Genomic DNA, 17,346 nt, shown 5'->3' on the forward strand with positions numbered 1-17,346 from the left:
TGTCCGAAGCCAATTCATCTCCCACCTACTCACTTAGCGTTCCTTGAGGAAGGAGTCTTCTTGGCTAAAATGATAAATATTTCATTTTAGAGTTTGATAAATATAATTTATAAAAAGTAAATATGAAAAAGTTAGAGAATTATCTTAGTTATTAAATAGATTCTGCCTATACTTTAAGTAGAGCCCAATTTATTAAATTTAAATAGTTTATATGTTCATATATAGAATTTTGAAGGGGGTAAATTGTAAATGATTCCAACGTCAACATATGTGGCTAAATGGGTATTAGATGACTTAATACTTGCATCAAGACCAAATCAGGGAATCAAACTAAGTACATTTAAAAAATTAGAGAAACTTTATGTAGAATACAGAGAAATGATTGAGGGAGATACTAGCTTTGAAATCACACATTATCTGCTAGAGTTTATCAATCCACATAATCTTTTTGTAGTAAGAGACGGTTACTATATATTTGATAATAAAACGATGAAATTTATTAAAGTATCGGACGATATTCATTTTTCAAATCAAAACTTAGCGTATTGTAATAATGGAGTTGCAGTGGATTTAATAAACGGAAAAATGCATTTTTTAGAAGGGCATTATTATAAAGTTAAGACCTCATATGTTGATTTATTAAAAGGAGAAACTATCCCTGTAATGGTACTAAGTCATTTGGATAATAATGTTGGAGTATCAGTTCCTTTGAAAATGTTTAATGAGGAAAGAACTTTTAAAATTTCAGAGAGTTATCTAGTTGATCTTACCTCTAAGAATTGCAACAACGATAGTGAATTTAACCAAAAGGGAAACATAATACGATTTCTAAAACCTTCCATTGTGTAGTTAAGGATATATGGTAATTAAATTCATAATGGGTTCAAGAGGGTGAAAAAGGTGCCATTTTAAATGTATTCAGTCTTTCGCGGTAAAGTAATTATAAAGGATGAATATAAAGTGTTGGTTGAATTAATAAATACAGGAAGCTGGGAAGAAGCTGCTTTAAAGTTTCCGTTCGTTAAAGAATATATAAAAGTTAATCATAGTAAAGACCTTCCATTTACAAAGAAACAAATAAATGAAGCATTAGCAGAAGCTGATTTTCTATATATGAGATGGCACGTAGGCAACTAGGAAGAAGAGAATGACGATTATACAAATTTAAAAGGTTATGAATAGTCATTTAAAGCCAATCTAAAGAATTACAGAGATACAGAACATAACGTGACACCTATTACATCATTTATGAATGTGATATTAAAAGAAGTAGCGACACATAGTATAAAGCTGGAAGTTTGGTATGGTGAAGCTGATGGACCGGAAGAATACTTTTTTATAAATAATGAATTTAAAAAGAAGCTGTAGCAGTAATTAAATATTGCTGCTTTTTATTTATTGACACACTAAAATTATTGTTGTTAGCTTTATGTATATTCATTTATAATAGAATACGGAAAATTTTACACTGCAATAAAAAAATTTCTTAAGTATACAGGGGCTGGGAACTGCTCTTTTTTATTTTGCTCAGGGGGAGTGTGAAAGAAAAAAGTGTATGTTAGTGACAAAATTAAATAATCTAATAGAAAATAAAAAATTAGAATTAGTAGAACTTGTAAATAAACATGGCTTTAGTCATACAAAAGTAATCCATTTAAGTCAAGAAATTGATAAATTAATTAATAAATATTTGAATATAAAAAAGGAACCCTATAATAGGGTTCAAAGGGAACAGGTACATAAAAATAAATAAAAAGAATAATTCAATTATATAAGAAATTTGATACTGTAATATTGAGAAAGTGTAAAAACTCAATTAAGTTTGTTTAAAATTTACCCTTTTTAAGGGGATGGGCAAAGAAACCCAATTAGAGATTTAAACAGCATAGGACAGGATAAAACTTGCTGCACAGGTGCAAAGATATATATTGAGGAAAAAGAAGGTAACAACGAAAGTATAAGCGCAACAAGTAGGGGATACAGCGGTCCGCCAGGTGAAGATTTTCGATTAAAACTCCCTTAGAATTTTTAAAAAACATCAAAATGTCGCAACTGATTTGTGCACAGGGCGACTTCATTTAAAAATACTGTAACCTATACATTTACCTTAACTCGTAAAAAAATTATTACCAATAGACCAAAAACACTTCTAAGGCAAGCTGTATTGCAACCTATCAACTTAATCTTGCCCATCTGTCGTTTTGACTTTTACGTATCAAACCTGGATTATTTTTCATTTTGTTAATGGATTAATCAAAAAAGATTAAATGCATCTTACTGCTAGATCTTGATTTCGCAAAAAATTCCGCTTCATTTCCTCCATCCACAAAGCCACCAATATTTCTGAAAACTCCACATTCACCGGGGCCTAAATATCGTACTCCTACATAATCATTATAGCTATCAGGATCGTACTCCCATAGTTCAACCTTTAACTTACTAGTTGAACCTACTTCAGCAGCTCGACAAATCTTATAATCTCCACCAGTAGAGGCATATACATCACTTTCAGCACCATTAGAATATAGCGTTTGTTCTCCTAAGTAATCCCATCCAGAATTAAAAGGATCTATTGTGTTTGCAAATGTAGAAAAAGGGACCGACAATACTAACAACGTCGTTACGAATGCCACCATACTCATTTTAAATTTTTTCATTCTTATTTCTTCTCCCTTGTTTGTAATTAAAAATTATTGTTCTCCACATAATACATAAAATATTTTGTTTTATACTAAATAAATGAATGCTTTAAAATAATGTTGTTTGAAATTACTTCTGTCTATATGTCAGAGCAAATAAATAAGCGTTTGTTAAATAGTCTCATTAAAAATCAATTGAATTTCATTAATTGAAAGAGAGGAAAACACTAAGATTTTTTTCAAATCAATGCATAAGACATACAATTACTTAATAGAAAAAGCATTGCAACATATTTATATTACCTTTCTATTCCTCCCGCTATATATCAAAGTACTAACCTTAGTTTACCAATGATATCCATTGCAATGTAATAAGATAGGTTGTAACATTTACCAGTATTTAAATGACAAACGTTGTTTAAATCATTTCAACAAATAGTTAAGAGGAGAATACAATGATTAAAATAAAAAGGTTACTAAAACGTAAAACGACTTGGATAATTCTTATCCTATTTGTATTTGTTTATGTAAATAATAGTTCTTTTTTTGCTAAGAGGGATGAGGGAGCTCCTATTCTTCTTGCTCACCGAGGACTTTCACAAACATTTAGCATGGAAGGGATTGAGGGTGATACATGTACTGCAGAACGTATAAATAAACCTGAATATCCTTATTTAGAAAATACAATTCCATCTATGGAAGCGGCATTTAAAGCTGGGGCTGATCTAGTAGAGTTTGATGTTCAACCTACTAAAGATAATAATTTTGTTATTTTCCATGACTGGACTCTTGATTGCCGTACTAATGGTAAAGGTGTTACAAGAGATTTTACAACAAAAGAATTACAAGCACTTGATATTGGTTATGGTTATACAGCTGATGGGGGGAAAACATTCCCGTTTCGTGGTAAAGGGATTAATCTTATGCCAACACTCGATGAAGTACTTAATCATTTTCCAGATCGTTCTTTTCTTATTCATATCAAAAGTGATGATGAAAATGAAGGAATCCAATTGGCTGATTACCTAAAGAAACTACCAGCTAAACGCCTTGAGCAACTAACTGTATATGGTGGAGATAAACCAATTGCTGCAATAGAAGAGCGCATCCCTAGTTTACGAACAATGTCAAAAGCAACTATGAAAAAGGATCTTCTTACTTATATTGCGTTAGGGTGGACTGGTTACATGCCTTCAAGCCTGAAGCATGGTGAGTTGCATATACCAGACAAAGTAGCTCCTTGGCTTTGGGGATGGCCAAATCGTTTTCTTAATCGAATGGATAAAGCGGATACTCGAGTTATCATTGTAGGGGGAAATGGATTTGGATTTTCAAGTGGATTTGACTCACCTGAAGATATAAAGCGTCTTCCTGAGGATTATACAGGTGGAATTTGGACAAATCGCATTGATAAAATAGCACCTTTATTTAAGAAATAAGGGATAATATAATAATCGAAGTGTTTATATGGTTACAGTATTACGTTAAGTTCCTAGAATTGTTGTTTTAGAATTGATAGAATTAAATATTTAACAAAAAAGATGAATTTATGATATATTTCTAAAGTAGTGCACGAGTGCAAAATCACAAGAAAGATCACCTATTTTATAGGTGATCTTTTAATGTTTATTAAATACATTTTTTATTGATTTAATACAAATAATTTTTGAACCTTTTTACAAAAGATAAAACTACATGAAAATTAAAAGCAAGTAAAAAAATGGAGAGTGATTTATCTAAAGATATAGAATTTTTAACAAAGATGCATAATTATGTTATATAATGATGTTAACAAACCATATTTTAGGCATTACCCCGATTGTGTAGAATAAATAATTTGTTTTGATGAGCTAAAATATTTAGCTAAAAGAACTTGTAGCGGGGCCTGCTACAAGTTCTTTTATTTTTTTAGTAAAGCAAAATAAGAAAAAAGGAGGGAATACAAGTATGACAAGAAATTTTAAGAAAGCAGCACTTAATTCGTTAGATGGGAAATGGGGAGTAGGTATAGGAGTATCAGCTTTATTCTATTTTGTACCAACCTTAAGTGCATCAGCAATCGCCACTTTCATGTATTTAATATTTGCACTGTTTATCGGGATAATTGGCCCGGATGTGTTATTTATTTATTCAATTGGTGGGGAACCACAAGTAGATCCAACAGCACTTGCTGTACTTATTCTAAGTTATATTGGTTTAGGTGGGGTTTGTTTCCTAATTTATAGTCTCATACAAGGTATCTTCAATTATGGATATTCTGTTTTTACTTTACACTTAGGGAAAAAAGAAGATGCTAAGGTGGACGATGTATTTTCGGGATTTAAAAAGAAGAATTTGTTTAAATCAATGAAATTGGGGCTACTGCAAGCTATTTTTCTTTTTTTATGGAGTCTCTTATTAATTATTCCAGGTATTATTAAATATTTTTCTTATTCCATGTCGTATTACATATTAGTAGAGAATCCTGATTATACAGCAAGTGAAGCTTTGAGAGAAAGTAAAAGAATAATGAAAGGACAAAAGCTAAAGTTATTTGTTCTTTGGTTATCATTTATTGGTTGGTTTTTATTAGCTGCATTTATCGGAATGTTTACATTTAATCTATCATTTATTTTTATTTCTCCTTATTACAACACAACTGTCTCACATTTTTACTTAAATTTAATTAAAAAACAGGATATTGGAGAAGCGAAGGTAAGTATATAAATAGGAAAAAAGTATGTATAAGGAAAGTGAATACTATCTTGATAGTGGTTATGCAATTAAGCATATCTATTTTTAAGTATTATATTAAAAGAGTTAAGCTGCTAGATACATGATATTTATTATGATTTGAGCAAGGATACCGCAAACATGTTGCGAGTTGGAGGAAATAGTGGCGGTTACCCCAATACAGTAAGATTAAATAATAGAAAAGCACCTCTCTAGCAAAGAAGAGGTGCTTTTCTATTATATAACTTTTTTTATTTTTTGCGGTGATTGTTTCGTTTGAGTAATGATATTCTCTTTTCGTAATTCTTTAAAGAGCGACGTGACCATAAGAACGACTACAAGAGAGAATGGTAAAGCTGCTATGATCGCTGCAATTTGCAGTGCATTTAACCCACCAGCTTGCAAGAGAATGGCTGCAATAGCTGCAATTGTTAATCCCCAAATAAGCTTCAAACTGTTTTTCGGTGATAAGTTACCATTGCTTGTTTGCATAGCAACAACAAATGTTGCGGAGTCAGCAGAGGTAACGAAGAATGTTGCGACTAAAATTAGTCCAATAATGGTCAAAAATGTTGAGAATGGTAAATGCGAAATGACAGCGAATAAACCAATTTCGGTACCATTTTTCGCAATTTCATCAGCAATTCCAAGTGATTGGAACATTTCCATATGAATAGCTGTACCGCCAAAGACAGCGAACCAAAATGTACAAATGAATGTTGGGATTAATACGACGCCGATAATGAATTCACGAATTGTACGTCCCCGAGAAACACGGGCAATGAATGTACCGACGAATGGAGACCAAGAAATCCACCAACCCCAGTAAAAAATAGTCCAATTTTCAATCCAAGAAGAGGATTCTTTGCTAAAAGCACCTAAATTTAATCCCATGCTTGGTAATGCTCCAATATAAGAGCCTAGTGTGGAAGTAAAATACTTCATGATAAAGATAGTTGGCCCTAAAATTAAAAAGGAAACGAGTAATATTCCAGCGAGGGAGAAGTTTAAGTTACTCAAATATTTAATCCCACGATCTAAGCCAGTTTGTGCACTTGTTAGATAGAGTACAGTAAAAATTGCAATAAGTATGAGTTGAGTACCAATTGTATTATTAATAGAAGGGAATAAATAGCTTAATCCTCCAGCGATTTGTTGTGCACCAATGCCTACGGATGGTACGATTCCAAATACAGTTGCTAAAACAGCCAAAATATCTACTGTTTTTCCAATAGGAGAATGTTTCGATCGATTAAATAGTGGAGTAACTGTAGCGCCAATTGTACTACCTTTTTGTTTTCGGAATGTAAAATATGCAATTGTTAGAGCGACCATTGCATAAAGTGACCAAGGGAAGAGACCCCAGTGGAAAAATGAATATTGCATAGCAAGTTTTGCGCTTTCCTCAGTTCCAGGTTCACCGGTAAGCGGTGCTCCAAAGTGTGAAATGGGTTCAGTAATTCCATAAAAGAGAAGTCCGATGCCCATTCCTGCTCCAAATAGCATGGAAAGCCAAGAGAGGTAACTATATTGCGGTTTTTCATCATCTTTACCAAGACGAATGGAGCCATACTGTGAAAATGCTAAATAACCAGCTAAAATAATCATTGTGGTCATAAGTAGAGAGTAAAACCATCCAAACTTATTGAGAATAAATGCGTTTAAAGAAGAGGTAACACTTTGTAAATCATAGCTTTGTATCCAACTTGCTGGAATTATACCCCATATAATAAATAAGGTTGTAAGCAAGATGGAGATATAGAATACACTGTTTTCTTTTTTTATCATAGAATCCCACCTTTTATTTAATAAAGTTAAAAATTATATTAATAATAACAATGATAGGGTTAATTGTCAAAAAATTCGTTTTTCATAGGTGATATTGGGTACAGCCAACGTACTAACATAAAACCCACGTTAAGAATTGTTTGCACTGTAAAAATACTGTACATTTTTGTTACAATGCTTTGCTTGAATCGCCTACTGGGGTAGCACCACATGCCAATTAAGCTAATAATTTAAGGTACACCCTAAATAGAAAAAATTTTTTATAGCACAAAATTTCATTTTTGGCTTTTTTGGGGTAACCTGTTCTGTTAGGTTTATAGTAATGTGGTAATACCCCTTTATGGCGAAAGCCTGTTACAATAGTTAAGAATAACTTAGGTACAAATTGATAATGAAATGGGGAAAGAGACTAGATGAAAGCAACCGGAGTAACTAGAAAAGTAGATGAATTAGGGCGTGTAGTAATTCCAAAGGAACTTAGAAATACGCTTGGTATTAAAGAAAAATCACCATTAGAGATTTTTGTAGAAGGGGAAGACATTGTTTTACAGAAGTATCAGCCTGGTGGTGTTTGTGCATTAACAGGAGAAGTGTCAAATCATAACATAGCATTAGCAAATGGTAAGATAACATTAAGTCCAGAAGGTGCAGAATTATTACTAAAAGAAGTAGAACAGTATCTTGTAAAATAAATGCTCCTTTCAAGGGGCTTTTTTTTATAGTAGAAATATAAAATTTCACGTACCATAATGTTTAATAAAAAACTAAATCCCTAATTAATAGTCTACATTTAATCTTATGTTGAATTAATCCGCTAAATAGATCCTGTATTGTTTGTTTTGAGAATATTAGCAAATAATTTAGTACGAGATGCTGAATTATAGGGTAAAAAAGAAAAAGGACGCTTAGCTTTAAAGGTCTAAACGCCAAAATGAATAGATAAAATATAAGTACATAGAGGGGAGAGTGATTCCCCGACTCATTATGATTATATCATAGAATCAGGTTATAAAGAAAAATAAATGATAATTAGGGTTGTTAAGTGGTGGGGAAATTTTGAAGAAACTTACAAAAGTTGAAAATTATAAAGCTATTAACGAGTTGATTCAATTTCTTGATATATCAGCTGAGGAACGTGAAATTGATGAATCACAGAAGCAATATCTTATAGACTCTCAGGAGGAAGAACGTTGGCGTAAACATCCAGATTCAAATATACCTTTGGAAATATCATCATGGGGTTGTGTTTACCGTCCAGCATTTATTGATTCAAAGAATTGTATCCGTGAAGGTAGGTTGCTTAATCTGTCATCTAATCAGAAGGGAAGTATTGGCATAAACTTCATACGTGATGGTAAACGCAAGCGGTTATCAGTCATTAAGCTTATGTAGGAAACGTTTTAAAACTAAGGGTGATGAAATAAATACCTGTTTATAGAAGAGGTCCTAAGTTTTATCGTGTTATTCCAGTAGAAGTACAAGAAGATAATGGGGAGTCTAGAGAATGTTCTTGTTTAGCTGATGAAAGAGGCACCGTCTATTCAATGGAAGATGTAAAAACACTGTTCGAGGAAGGAAAAGAATTTTATCATTTTAGCCAATTCATCTCCCACCTACTCACTTAGCGTTCCTTGAGGAAGGAGTCTTCTTGGCTAAAATGATAAAATATAAAAACTACGCTATCTTTTCTGTGGAATCCTAGGAAAAGATGAAGCTTTTATCTCCCAATAATTTAAAAACTTAAACTATAAGAGAAAAAAGAATGAAGTATTCTGATGGTAGTAAATGACTTAGCGGTGTCAATGTATATATGACAAATCCGCCTATAGCTATTTACTTTCTGGAATTTTACAGAATATTAATTTTTTGTGAATTATTATTCTGTAATTAATTAGATTTAATGTATTATTCACACGAAATGACTACCTTTGTGTAATTTATTTGATTTGTAAGACAGTTAGGAATACTAGATTAAAACATAAATACACGTTTTTGATAGATATTTTATAAAGTTGTATTTATATGTGTCATAAAATAACATCTAAATATAATTATAAACAGAGTAAAGGGAGGGCTATGTAAAAAGTAATAAATACAAGTTCATGAACTGTTTTTGCACGTAAACACATGCTAAGGAAATGAAAACTTTTAAATTTATCAAGGGAATGAGAGGGAGATACTATGGGGAATAAATCAAAACATAAAACCAAAAGAATACTTGTAGCTACTGCAACATTAACTATACTTGCGACTGGAATGATTTCTTCATCGGATGTCTTTGCGGAGCAAAAGGAGCAGCAAAAAAATTTATCGACATCACTGCAAAGTGAAAAGTCAGTTAAATCAGAAAATAGAGCATTTACGGTCCCAGGAAAAGGGGATGTTGAGGTACTGAAACAACAGGAAAGAAAAAATATGGCATTTAGTCCATATGAACCAACTGGTTTATATGCAAAGCCAAATGAACAAATAACGATTAATGTAGAAGGTAATCAAGATATTCAGGTATATATTGGAACGTATTCGTATGATGCTTCTTGGAGAGAAGATTCTAAGATAAAATCATTCACATTAAAACCTGGTATAAACACAATCCAATCTCCAAATGGGGGGATGATATATTTTTATAATAAACAACAAGGTGGTACCATTCGAACAACAATCACAACAGGTGGAACGAATACTCCTTTCTTTGAACTAGGCAAGCATACGAAACAAGATTTAATAAACATGCTAGACCAATATCCTAATGCACATGCAGTGGAGCTAAAAGGAGAACGTGTATTAATAACGGCCAGCCCGGCACGTGTTAAGAAATATTTGTTGGGTTCTAATACAGATCCTGTACAACTCTTAAAAAAGATGGATGAAGCTACTCGAATTCAAGACAAAGTAGCTGGATTATCCGAAGAACAAGTAGATAAACATTATGTTCATTACGTAGAGGAAAATCATTCTCCTGATTATTATATGTATGCAACTTCTTATCGAACTGCATATGTAGGAGATGCAATCCAATACGTGTTAGATATTAATAAATTTGTAAAAGATGGCTGGGGTCCATGGCACGAGGCAGGACATTTGAGACAACAATCACCTTGGAAGTTTTATAATATGACAGAAGTACAAAATAATATATACAGCCTTACTGTAGAAAAAGCATTTAATCAACCATCCAACTTAGAGAAAAGTGGAATTTATCCAAAAGCATTTCAATATCTAGAACAAGCGAATAAAAATTATGACGAAATTAGTGATGTTTTTGTAAAACTTGTTATGCTTTGGCAACTACAGTTAGCGTATGGAGAGGATTTCTATCCTAAATTGCATCAATTGTATAGAGACATGCCTTCAGGTGAACTTCCACAAACTGACGAAAATAAAAAACAATTATTTATGATTTCAGCATCAAAAGTAGCCAAACAAAATTTGATTCCTTTCTTTGAGAAGTGGGGATTACGTCCAAATAACGATACCATTCAAAAAGTAGCTGCATTAGGATATCCAATTTTAACAGCAGAAATTTGGAAGGGGACGGATTCTAATCCAATTAAACCAGATATGCCTAATGGAAATAATATTTTAGAAGGAAAACAGTTTGCATGGTCACTAAAAGGAATTAGTGATTTCGAGTTTGCTAAAATCAATTTCAATAAGCCGACAGAAGAAATGCAAATCGACTTAAAAGCAGGCGTACCGCATCATTATTTTAATGAAACGTATGCGAGTATTAAAGTACAAAATGCATCAGGAAAAGTAGTATACAAGAAAGACGTTTATGGAAACAAACAACAAAATGCTGAATCACAAAAGGTACCAGTCAAAGTAGGAGATTATATCGAGTTAACACATTTAGAAGGTGTGCATAGAGCTACTTTCACAAATGTCGATAATAGTAAACAAGAGAGCTTTGGAAAAAAAGCCATATACGAAGTTACAAAAAAAGGTCTGAAGAAAGTAGAAAAAATGCCAGAAGCAACAATTTTGGATGGAAATCAATTTGCATGGTCGCTAAAAGGAATCAGTGATTTTGAGTTTGCTAAAATCAATTTCAATAAGTCGACAGAAGAAATGCAAGTGGACTTAAAAGCAGGCATACCGCATCATTATTTTAATGAAACATACGCGAGTATTAAAGTACAAAATGCATCGGGGAAAGTAGTATACAATAAAGACATTTATGGAAACAAACAGCAAAATGCTGAATCACAAAAGGTACCAGTCAAAGTAGGAGATTATATCGAGTTAACACATTTAGAAGGTGTGCATAGAGCTACTTTCACAAATGTCGATAATAGTAAACAAGAGAGCTTTGGAAAAAAAGCAATGTACGAAGTTACAAAAGAAGGTCTGAAGAAAGTAGAGAAAATGCCGGAAACAACAGTTTTAGATGGAAATCAATTTAGCTGGTCTTTAAAGGGATATAATGATCGAGAGATCGCAAAAGTAGAGTATAACAAAGCAACAGAAAAAATGCAGATCAAATTAGAAGCCGGTATACCACACTCCTATTTTACTAGTACGTATGCTAGCATTAAAGTTCAAAACTCATCGGGCAATATTTTGTACAATAAAGAAATTGTAGGAAATAGACAACAAGCCGCTGAAATTCAAACTGTTCCAGTAAAAATAGGAGACTATATTGAATTTAACCATATAGAAGGAGAAGCACAAAAGGAAAAGACAAGAGCTTTACTAATTAATCTTGAGAATAGTAAACAGGAATTTATGGGTAAGAAAAGAACATATCAAGTTACTTCTACGGGATTATTAATAAAATAGATTAAAAAGATGTCTAAAAAATATAATTTTTTTTGGACATCTTTTTTATTATAAAAAAAAGAGTTAACTATTGATAATGATGTATGATGAATTCTATAGGCACATTAGATCTTATATATATTTATACCTATTCAAAAAAACAAGTTATAGCTAATGTTCTAAGGATTGACACATCTATTTTTGTTTAATATTTTTATCTAATTTTTCTTTTATTATCATCATGGAAATACGAATTTCATTAATCTCACTATCACTTAGTCCGTTAAACAATTGATTTATTTGTTCATCTGACTGAATATGAATTATATCTAGTAGTTCCTCTCCTTTTTTTGTCAAAAAGAGAAAGTTCTTTCTGCTGTCTTTTATTGAGCTTCTTTTCTCTATTAATCCTTCCTTCTCAAATCTACGTAACATTCTGCTCATATAGCTTCTATCAATATTAAGTTCTTGCACAAGATTATTCGCAATACACTCTGTTCTTTCGCTTATTTCAAATAGTATTCGTGTTTCGGTTAATGAATAATCTGTATCTAGAATCTGGTTATTAAATAAACCAAGTACCTTTGTATAAAAACGGTTGAATTGTCTGATGTCATAAATAATTTTTTTATCCATAGATCCTCCTTTAGTTGACTAAGTCCACATTTAATATTAATATAACTGTACCCTTAAAATGTGGACTTAGTCAATGTTTTAAAGATGCCATTTTCAAAAATCTGTCGCAATCTTTATTAAAACCTAATTGAAGGAGATCGTATATGATTATTCGAAAAATGAAAAAAGAAGACAATGCAAAAGTAAAAGAAATTATACAAGGTTCATTAAAATCACTTGGATTAGCGCTTCCTGGAACAGCTTATTTTGACCCTCAACTTAATGACCTACATCAATATTATAATAATCTAAAACATGCGAACTATTGGGTAGTAGAAATGGAAGGAGAAGTTGTTGGTGGAATTGGTATAGCACCGTTTAACGAACATGATAAAGTTTGCGAATTACAAAAGCTATACTTAAGTCCAAAAGCACAAGGTCTAGGGTTTTCCAAGAAATTAATGGAAACAGCTTTGTCATTTGCCTCTAAACATTATGAAAAGTGCTATTTAGAAACAATGCATGAATTAAAAACTGCATGTCTATTATATGAAAAATTTGGATTTATAATTTTACATGAACCCCTACCAGGTTCTGAACACTCCACTATGAATGCATGGTATATAAAATCTTTTTAAAATTAGGTGTATTAAACGCATCTATTAAAAGGAAAGTATTGAAGGAGCTTTATTTTTACACAAATACAAACATGAATTTCAACTAAGCAATCAATTGCTTCTCTTAAACTGGTTATTTAAAAGTGATGAAAAAAAATCAAATGTAGCGATAAAAGTTTCAATAAATCTACAAAACGTAGTGATAAAACGAAGGAAAAACCATGAAAAATAGGCGTATCATACAAAGTGTTGATACGCCTTAAAACTACCTTGTTAAACAACATGTGTCGTCGTGTAGTAATAATAATATTTATTTAATTATCTTAGTTTCAGTATTACAAATAATGGATATCTTCCTTTATAAAAAATATATAATTTATTCAATTATTTTTTCGATAACAGGCATAGAAGCAATTGGTGGAATAGAGTGAGTCCATCCCACGGAAAATATATTTAGTTTTTCACCTATACTGTAGTTATCTTTGCTAGTAATAGGGACACGTAAGATTATATTTTGAGAGGCTAATTCCCACCAATTATTTTGATAAGAGAGTGCCTCCACTTTTGTGTTAGTGTCAGCTACAACTAAATAATTATCATCTGCTGAAATAAAATATCCAGTGAAAGGTATCTGTATTCGTATTTGTTCTTCGTTAATAGGAGTAGGGTTACTTATAGAATCTGCCGAAATAGGAGTTAATCCAAAAGCTAATCCACATCCTAGTGTTAAAGTGGTTACCACTGTTACTAATTTTTGTTTTTTGAAAACATAATATAAATCCCCCTTACATTTTATCCGTACACGATCACCTTTCTATTTATATATAGAATGCCTTTTGGTATTCCTAAATCTAACAATTATGTCACAATTGATCCATTGTTTTTTCAATTGGGTATTAATTAAAGATAATATATGTTATATTTCACCAAATTAACTATTAATTGTACCTTCAAAAATAATATATTTCTTCTCATAAACTACGTAAAAACGAGTTAAAATGAATAAATATATCCCATTTTTGTAAGTTGGGAATTAATAGTAAATCATAAGTAATATAAATGTACACAAAAGTGTCGATTCTAATAATCTAGTTTGGCTAAAAAACTTATATCTTAAATAGAAGACTAGATACATTTTGACTAAATATAGATAATTTTTTGTATTTTTTAGTAGTATAATGAGATTATTTAAGAATATAATATTATGTGTATATAGAAATGTTTATCTGTTTTTGGGGTTATTAGGGATTTATTTTATCTATAAAAGGAAATTAAATATTGATGTATAATTAAAAGTTCTGGTGCGAAAAATTTTAGGGGAATTGCAAAAAACCTCTACATCTTGGACATACTGATGCTATTACTCTAAAAAAGTGTGTGATCGGTATGAAAAAGGAAAAATTTTCATATGGAAGTACAATCAACCTACTATTATCTTATTAACGGTAAGATGGTACCCACAGTCCAACCTAAATTTTCTTGATTTGTTGATGCGAATATTCTAGAAAAAGATGGGACAATCTATGACCAAAAAAGAATAGAATATTTAAAATCACATATTATAAATTTTTAGAGGAAGCATCCGTAGCGGATGCTTTTTTCTTTGCTATATAAAATTTATATAATAAATAAGAAATTAACTAAGCAGACAATTGAACCCCGCAACTTAAACCCATACTCATATCTCACAAATTGATTCATAACTAAAATAAATAAACAAACATTTGTTTATTTTTACATAAATGATTTCTTCATTTATAAATTTCTTAGCGTACAAATTCATAAAAATGATATGGTGATCCCAATTAGGATGACGTTCTTTTTAAAGTACTGTTATATCTGAGTTTAGGTGATTAGTTATAACTGTCTAGAAGTTTTTTTATGAGAACATAGTGTGTTAATATTTCGACATTTTTAAATATTTTATGTGTTTTTTAAAATAAATGTATTAAAATCTGTTTTTTCTCATACATTCATTTGATTATTCTTCTTTTTAATTGAATTGAAATGTATCCATTTTCTTATATAAATGAGTATATTTATGTTAAATTGTGTAAATATGTGTAAATAGATAATATGAATATGTAAGTAATATCTATTACTTACATATTCATATTTTAAGTATCTAGAAATATAGCGGAGGGATATTATGAAAAGGTGATAGAAACGAAAAACACAAAATTTAGTGATGGTAACCGCTAACAGTGTAGAGCTAAAATGGAATCCTTCTACAGATAATGTAGGTATAAAAGAATATCAGGTATTACGTGATGGAAAATGGATTCAAACGGTACAAGGAGTAACATTTACTGATCAGAACTTAACAGCTAGTAAGGAATATAAATATACAGTGAAGGCTGTAGATGCAGCTGGAAATACATCAATTCAAAGTAACATTCTTCCGGTAAAAACAAAAGATCAAAATGTATCTTATGAAAAATGGGATCCGAAGAAGGCATATACAAAGGGAGATAAAGTAGAACATCAAGGGAAGGTGTATGAAGCTGTTCAAAATCATCAAGGAAAGGGTGACCCGAATTGGCTATTTGTTTTATCGTTATGGAGCCCGCTTATTTTAAATTTTTAAGTTGATGGCATGGGAATTATTATATATAAATGAGAATCATGCAACAGTCAAAAGTCAAAAACAAAAAAGGAGAAATTATTTTGAGAAGGATTTCATCTTTATTATTAACTATGCCTATTATTTTAGGAAGTATTGCTACGATTCCGCATACAAAGGTTTCAGCTGAAACAATGTCATTCAATCAAGAAACATTCACTTTAGAAACATTGAATCAACAGACAGATCAAGCCATTGCAAATGGTAATTTTGAAGCCCATTTGAAAAATCTCACAGCATATTTAAATGGAAATGTTGGGGGTATGACTGAAGAAAACTTGAAAAAGAAGCTTGCAGATCCAGTATTTGCAGCAGCTTTGGCTCAGTGGCAATTTATATCACAATCAGGTGCTACAACAATGGATGCATTTGCAAAAAAAGATGCTGACCATCAGAAATTTCTTAGCTGGGCTATGAAAAATACAAGCGTGTTGAATACCTATCTTGAAGGTGGTAGTCCAACGGGAAAAAATCCTGTAAATGCACTTGAGATATGGAATACAATCTGGAATGCGGATGCAGATTCTCACGAAGGGTTGTATTTGAAATTAGCGGTAGCTACATCGTTAGCTCATGCTGAACCTATAAAATATTGGACAAACAATCAGCCTATTAATCCATTAACAAGGTACCAACATTATAAATCAGCAGATCAAAATAATGAGTTACTTCCTTGCTTTAGAACATATGATGTTTGGCATTTAAGATTAGTAGTGAATACTTGGTCACCAGAAGAAGATTTAACTTGGGCAAGAAATATGATTAATACGGAACATCCAGAACTTAAAAACCAAGATAAGGTAGGGGAAAGTGCATATTTGATTGATTATGTAACCCATAACAAAGATGGAGTTAGCATTCAAGCTGGAAATGATGCATTCTACGGTTTAGGTTGGAATCTTTCTTCCATTTATAGATTTGGCGGGGTATGCGGTAATATTTCGAAGTTTGGTACGCAAGTAAGCCAAGCATTTGGAGTGGCAGCTATGCCTGTTGGACAACCTGGACATTGTGCACTTATATGGAATAACAAGCCATCTTCTTGGAATTTAGGATATGATATATCTGGATGGGGTCAGTCGAGCCGTCATGATGCAACTGTTATTCCTTGGTCAGATAATAGCCCGACAAATCAAGTGCCATATATGCTACTATTTGAAAATGCTGAACGTGACCCAGTAAAACTAGATCAATCAGAGCGATTACGCTGGTTAGCGAAAGCGATGACTTCAACAGATAATAAAATTGCAATTTATAAAATATCCACCAATATTTTACCAATCAATTTTTTAGTATGGAATGATTACGTTTCCCTTATGTTACAAAATCCAAATGTAACAGATGCTGAGTGGAAAGAATTAAATAACAGTATCATTTCCGTCTTTGCGAATGAACCGCGACCGATGATGGATCTTATTACTCAAATAAAAGACCATGTACCAATTAGAGATGGTATCTTAGAAGGAGACCAATTTGCATGGTCACTGAAAGGAATTGGCGATTTTGAATTTGCGAAAGTAAATTTAAATAAATCAACAGAAGAAATGCAAATTGATCTAAAAGCAGGTGTACCACATAACTACTTTGATAG

The 17,346-nt window shown here is 31.7% G+C and carries 13 protein-coding genes and 2 pseudogenes; 11 read left to right on the top strand and 4 right to left on the bottom strand.

Annotation, left to right across the window (positions count from 1 at the left end):
* The first annotated feature begins 249 nt into the window (after positions 1-249).
* The 3 genes and pseudogenes from DPQ31_RS12230 (at position 250) to DPQ31_RS12240 (ending at position 1,753) form a co-directional block, all read left to right on the top strand.
* Entirely contained in the window at positions 250-849 is a 600-nt protein-coding gene (locus tag DPQ31_RS12230) for a hypothetical protein (protein ID WP_208731960.1), read from the top strand.
* A 63-nt stretch (positions 850-912) separates the two neighbouring features.
* Positions 913-1,368 (top strand): annotated as a pseudogene (locus tag DPQ31_RS29845) (hypothetical protein).
* Positions 1,369-1,555: 187 nt separating this feature from the next.
* On the top strand, positions 1,556-1,753 hold the full coding sequence (locus DPQ31_RS12240) for an aspartyl-phosphate phosphatase Spo0E family protein (protein ID WP_208731961.1): 198 nt from the start codon (positions 1,556-1,558) through the stop codon (positions 1,751-1,753).
* 496 nt (positions 1,754-2,249) lie between these two features.
* On the opposite strand, the gene DPQ31_RS12245 is transcribed toward DPQ31_RS12240, so the two are convergent.
* Entirely contained in the window at positions 2,250-2,657 is a 408-nt protein-coding gene (locus DPQ31_RS12245; RefSeq protein WP_208731962.1) for a hypothetical protein, read from the bottom strand.
* Positions 2,658-3,094: 437 nt separating this feature from the next.
* Here DPQ31_RS12245 and DPQ31_RS12250 point away from each other — a divergent pair, with 437 nt between their 5' ends.
* Entirely contained in the window at positions 3,095-4,078 is a 984-nt protein-coding gene (locus DPQ31_RS12250) for a glycerophosphodiester phosphodiesterase family protein (RefSeq protein ID WP_208731963.1), read from the top strand.
* A 508-nt stretch (positions 4,079-4,586) separates the two neighbouring features.
* The gene (locus tag DPQ31_RS12255; protein WP_199634416.1) at positions 4,587-5,345 is read left to right on the top strand and encodes a DUF975 family protein; all 759 of its coding nucleotides are present in this window, start codon (positions 4,587-4,589) and stop codon (positions 5,343-5,345) included.
* Between the two features lie 243 nt (positions 5,346-5,588).
* On the opposite strand, the gene DPQ31_RS12260 is transcribed toward DPQ31_RS12255, so the two are convergent.
* A complete protein-coding gene (locus DPQ31_RS12260) occupies positions 5,589-7,139 on the bottom strand; it encodes a glycine betaine transporter OpuD (protein ID WP_199634415.1) in 1,551 nt (516 codons plus the stop codon).
* Between the two features lie 413 nt (positions 7,140-7,552).
* On the opposite strand from DPQ31_RS12260, the gene DPQ31_RS12265 reads away from it, so the two are divergent.
* From DPQ31_RS12265 to DPQ31_RS12275, 3 genes are all read left to right on the top strand, one after another.
* Entirely contained in the window at positions 7,553-7,831 is a 279-nt protein-coding gene (locus DPQ31_RS12265) for an AbrB/MazE/SpoVT family DNA-binding domain-containing protein (protein ID WP_061530086.1), read from the top strand.
* Between the two features lie 364 nt (positions 7,832-8,195).
* Positions 8,196-8,531: a hypothetical protein gene (locus tag DPQ31_RS12270; protein ID WP_208731964.1), complete on the top strand. Its 336-nt coding sequence runs from the start codon at positions 8,196-8,198 to the stop codon at positions 8,529-8,531.
* 789 nt (positions 8,532-9,320) lie between these two features.
* On the top strand, positions 9,321-11,921 hold the full coding sequence (locus tag DPQ31_RS12275) for a putative mucin/carbohydrate-binding domain-containing protein (protein WP_208731965.1): 2,601 nt from the start codon (positions 9,321-9,323) through the stop codon (positions 11,919-11,921).
* Between the two features lie 174 nt (positions 11,922-12,095).
* On the opposite strand, the gene DPQ31_RS12280 is transcribed toward DPQ31_RS12275, so the two are convergent.
* Positions 12,096-12,536 carry a MarR family winged helix-turn-helix transcriptional regulator gene (locus DPQ31_RS12280; RefSeq protein WP_199634412.1) on the bottom strand — a complete coding sequence of 147 codons (441 nt, stop codon included), beginning with the start codon at positions 12,534-12,536 and terminating at the stop codon, positions 12,096-12,098.
* A 143-nt stretch (positions 12,537-12,679) separates the two neighbouring features.
* On the opposite strand from DPQ31_RS12280, the gene DPQ31_RS12285 reads away from it, so the two are divergent.
* Positions 12,680-13,153 (top strand): GNAT family N-acetyltransferase, encoded by a 474-nt coding sequence (locus DPQ31_RS12285; protein ID WP_097959819.1) that lies wholly within the window; start codon positions 12,680-12,682, stop codon positions 13,151-13,153.
* Positions 13,154-13,508: 355 nt separating this feature from the next.
* On the opposite strand, the gene DPQ31_RS12290 is transcribed toward DPQ31_RS12285, so the two are convergent.
* Positions 13,509-13,874: a DUF3221 domain-containing protein gene (locus DPQ31_RS12290; protein ID WP_223268709.1), complete on the bottom strand. Its 366-nt coding sequence runs from the start codon at positions 13,872-13,874 to the stop codon at positions 13,509-13,511.
* A 1,449-nt stretch (positions 13,875-15,323) separates the two neighbouring features.
* On the opposite strand from DPQ31_RS12290, the pseudogene DPQ31_RS12295 reads away from it, so the two are divergent.
* A pseudogene (locus DPQ31_RS12295) lies at positions 15,324-15,719 on the top strand (carbohydrate-binding protein); the annotation flags it as partial.
* A gap of 80 nt (positions 15,720-15,799) precedes the next feature.
* Positions 15,800-17,346 (top strand): chitin-binding protein (locus DPQ31_RS12300; protein ID WP_208731966.1); only part of this gene is annotated, 1,547 nt, incomplete at its 3' end.

The organism is Bacillus sp. COPE52 (assembly GCF_003355115.1).
GTDB lineage: Bacteria > Bacillota > Bacilli > Bacillales > Bacillaceae_G > Bacillus_A > Bacillus_A toyonensis.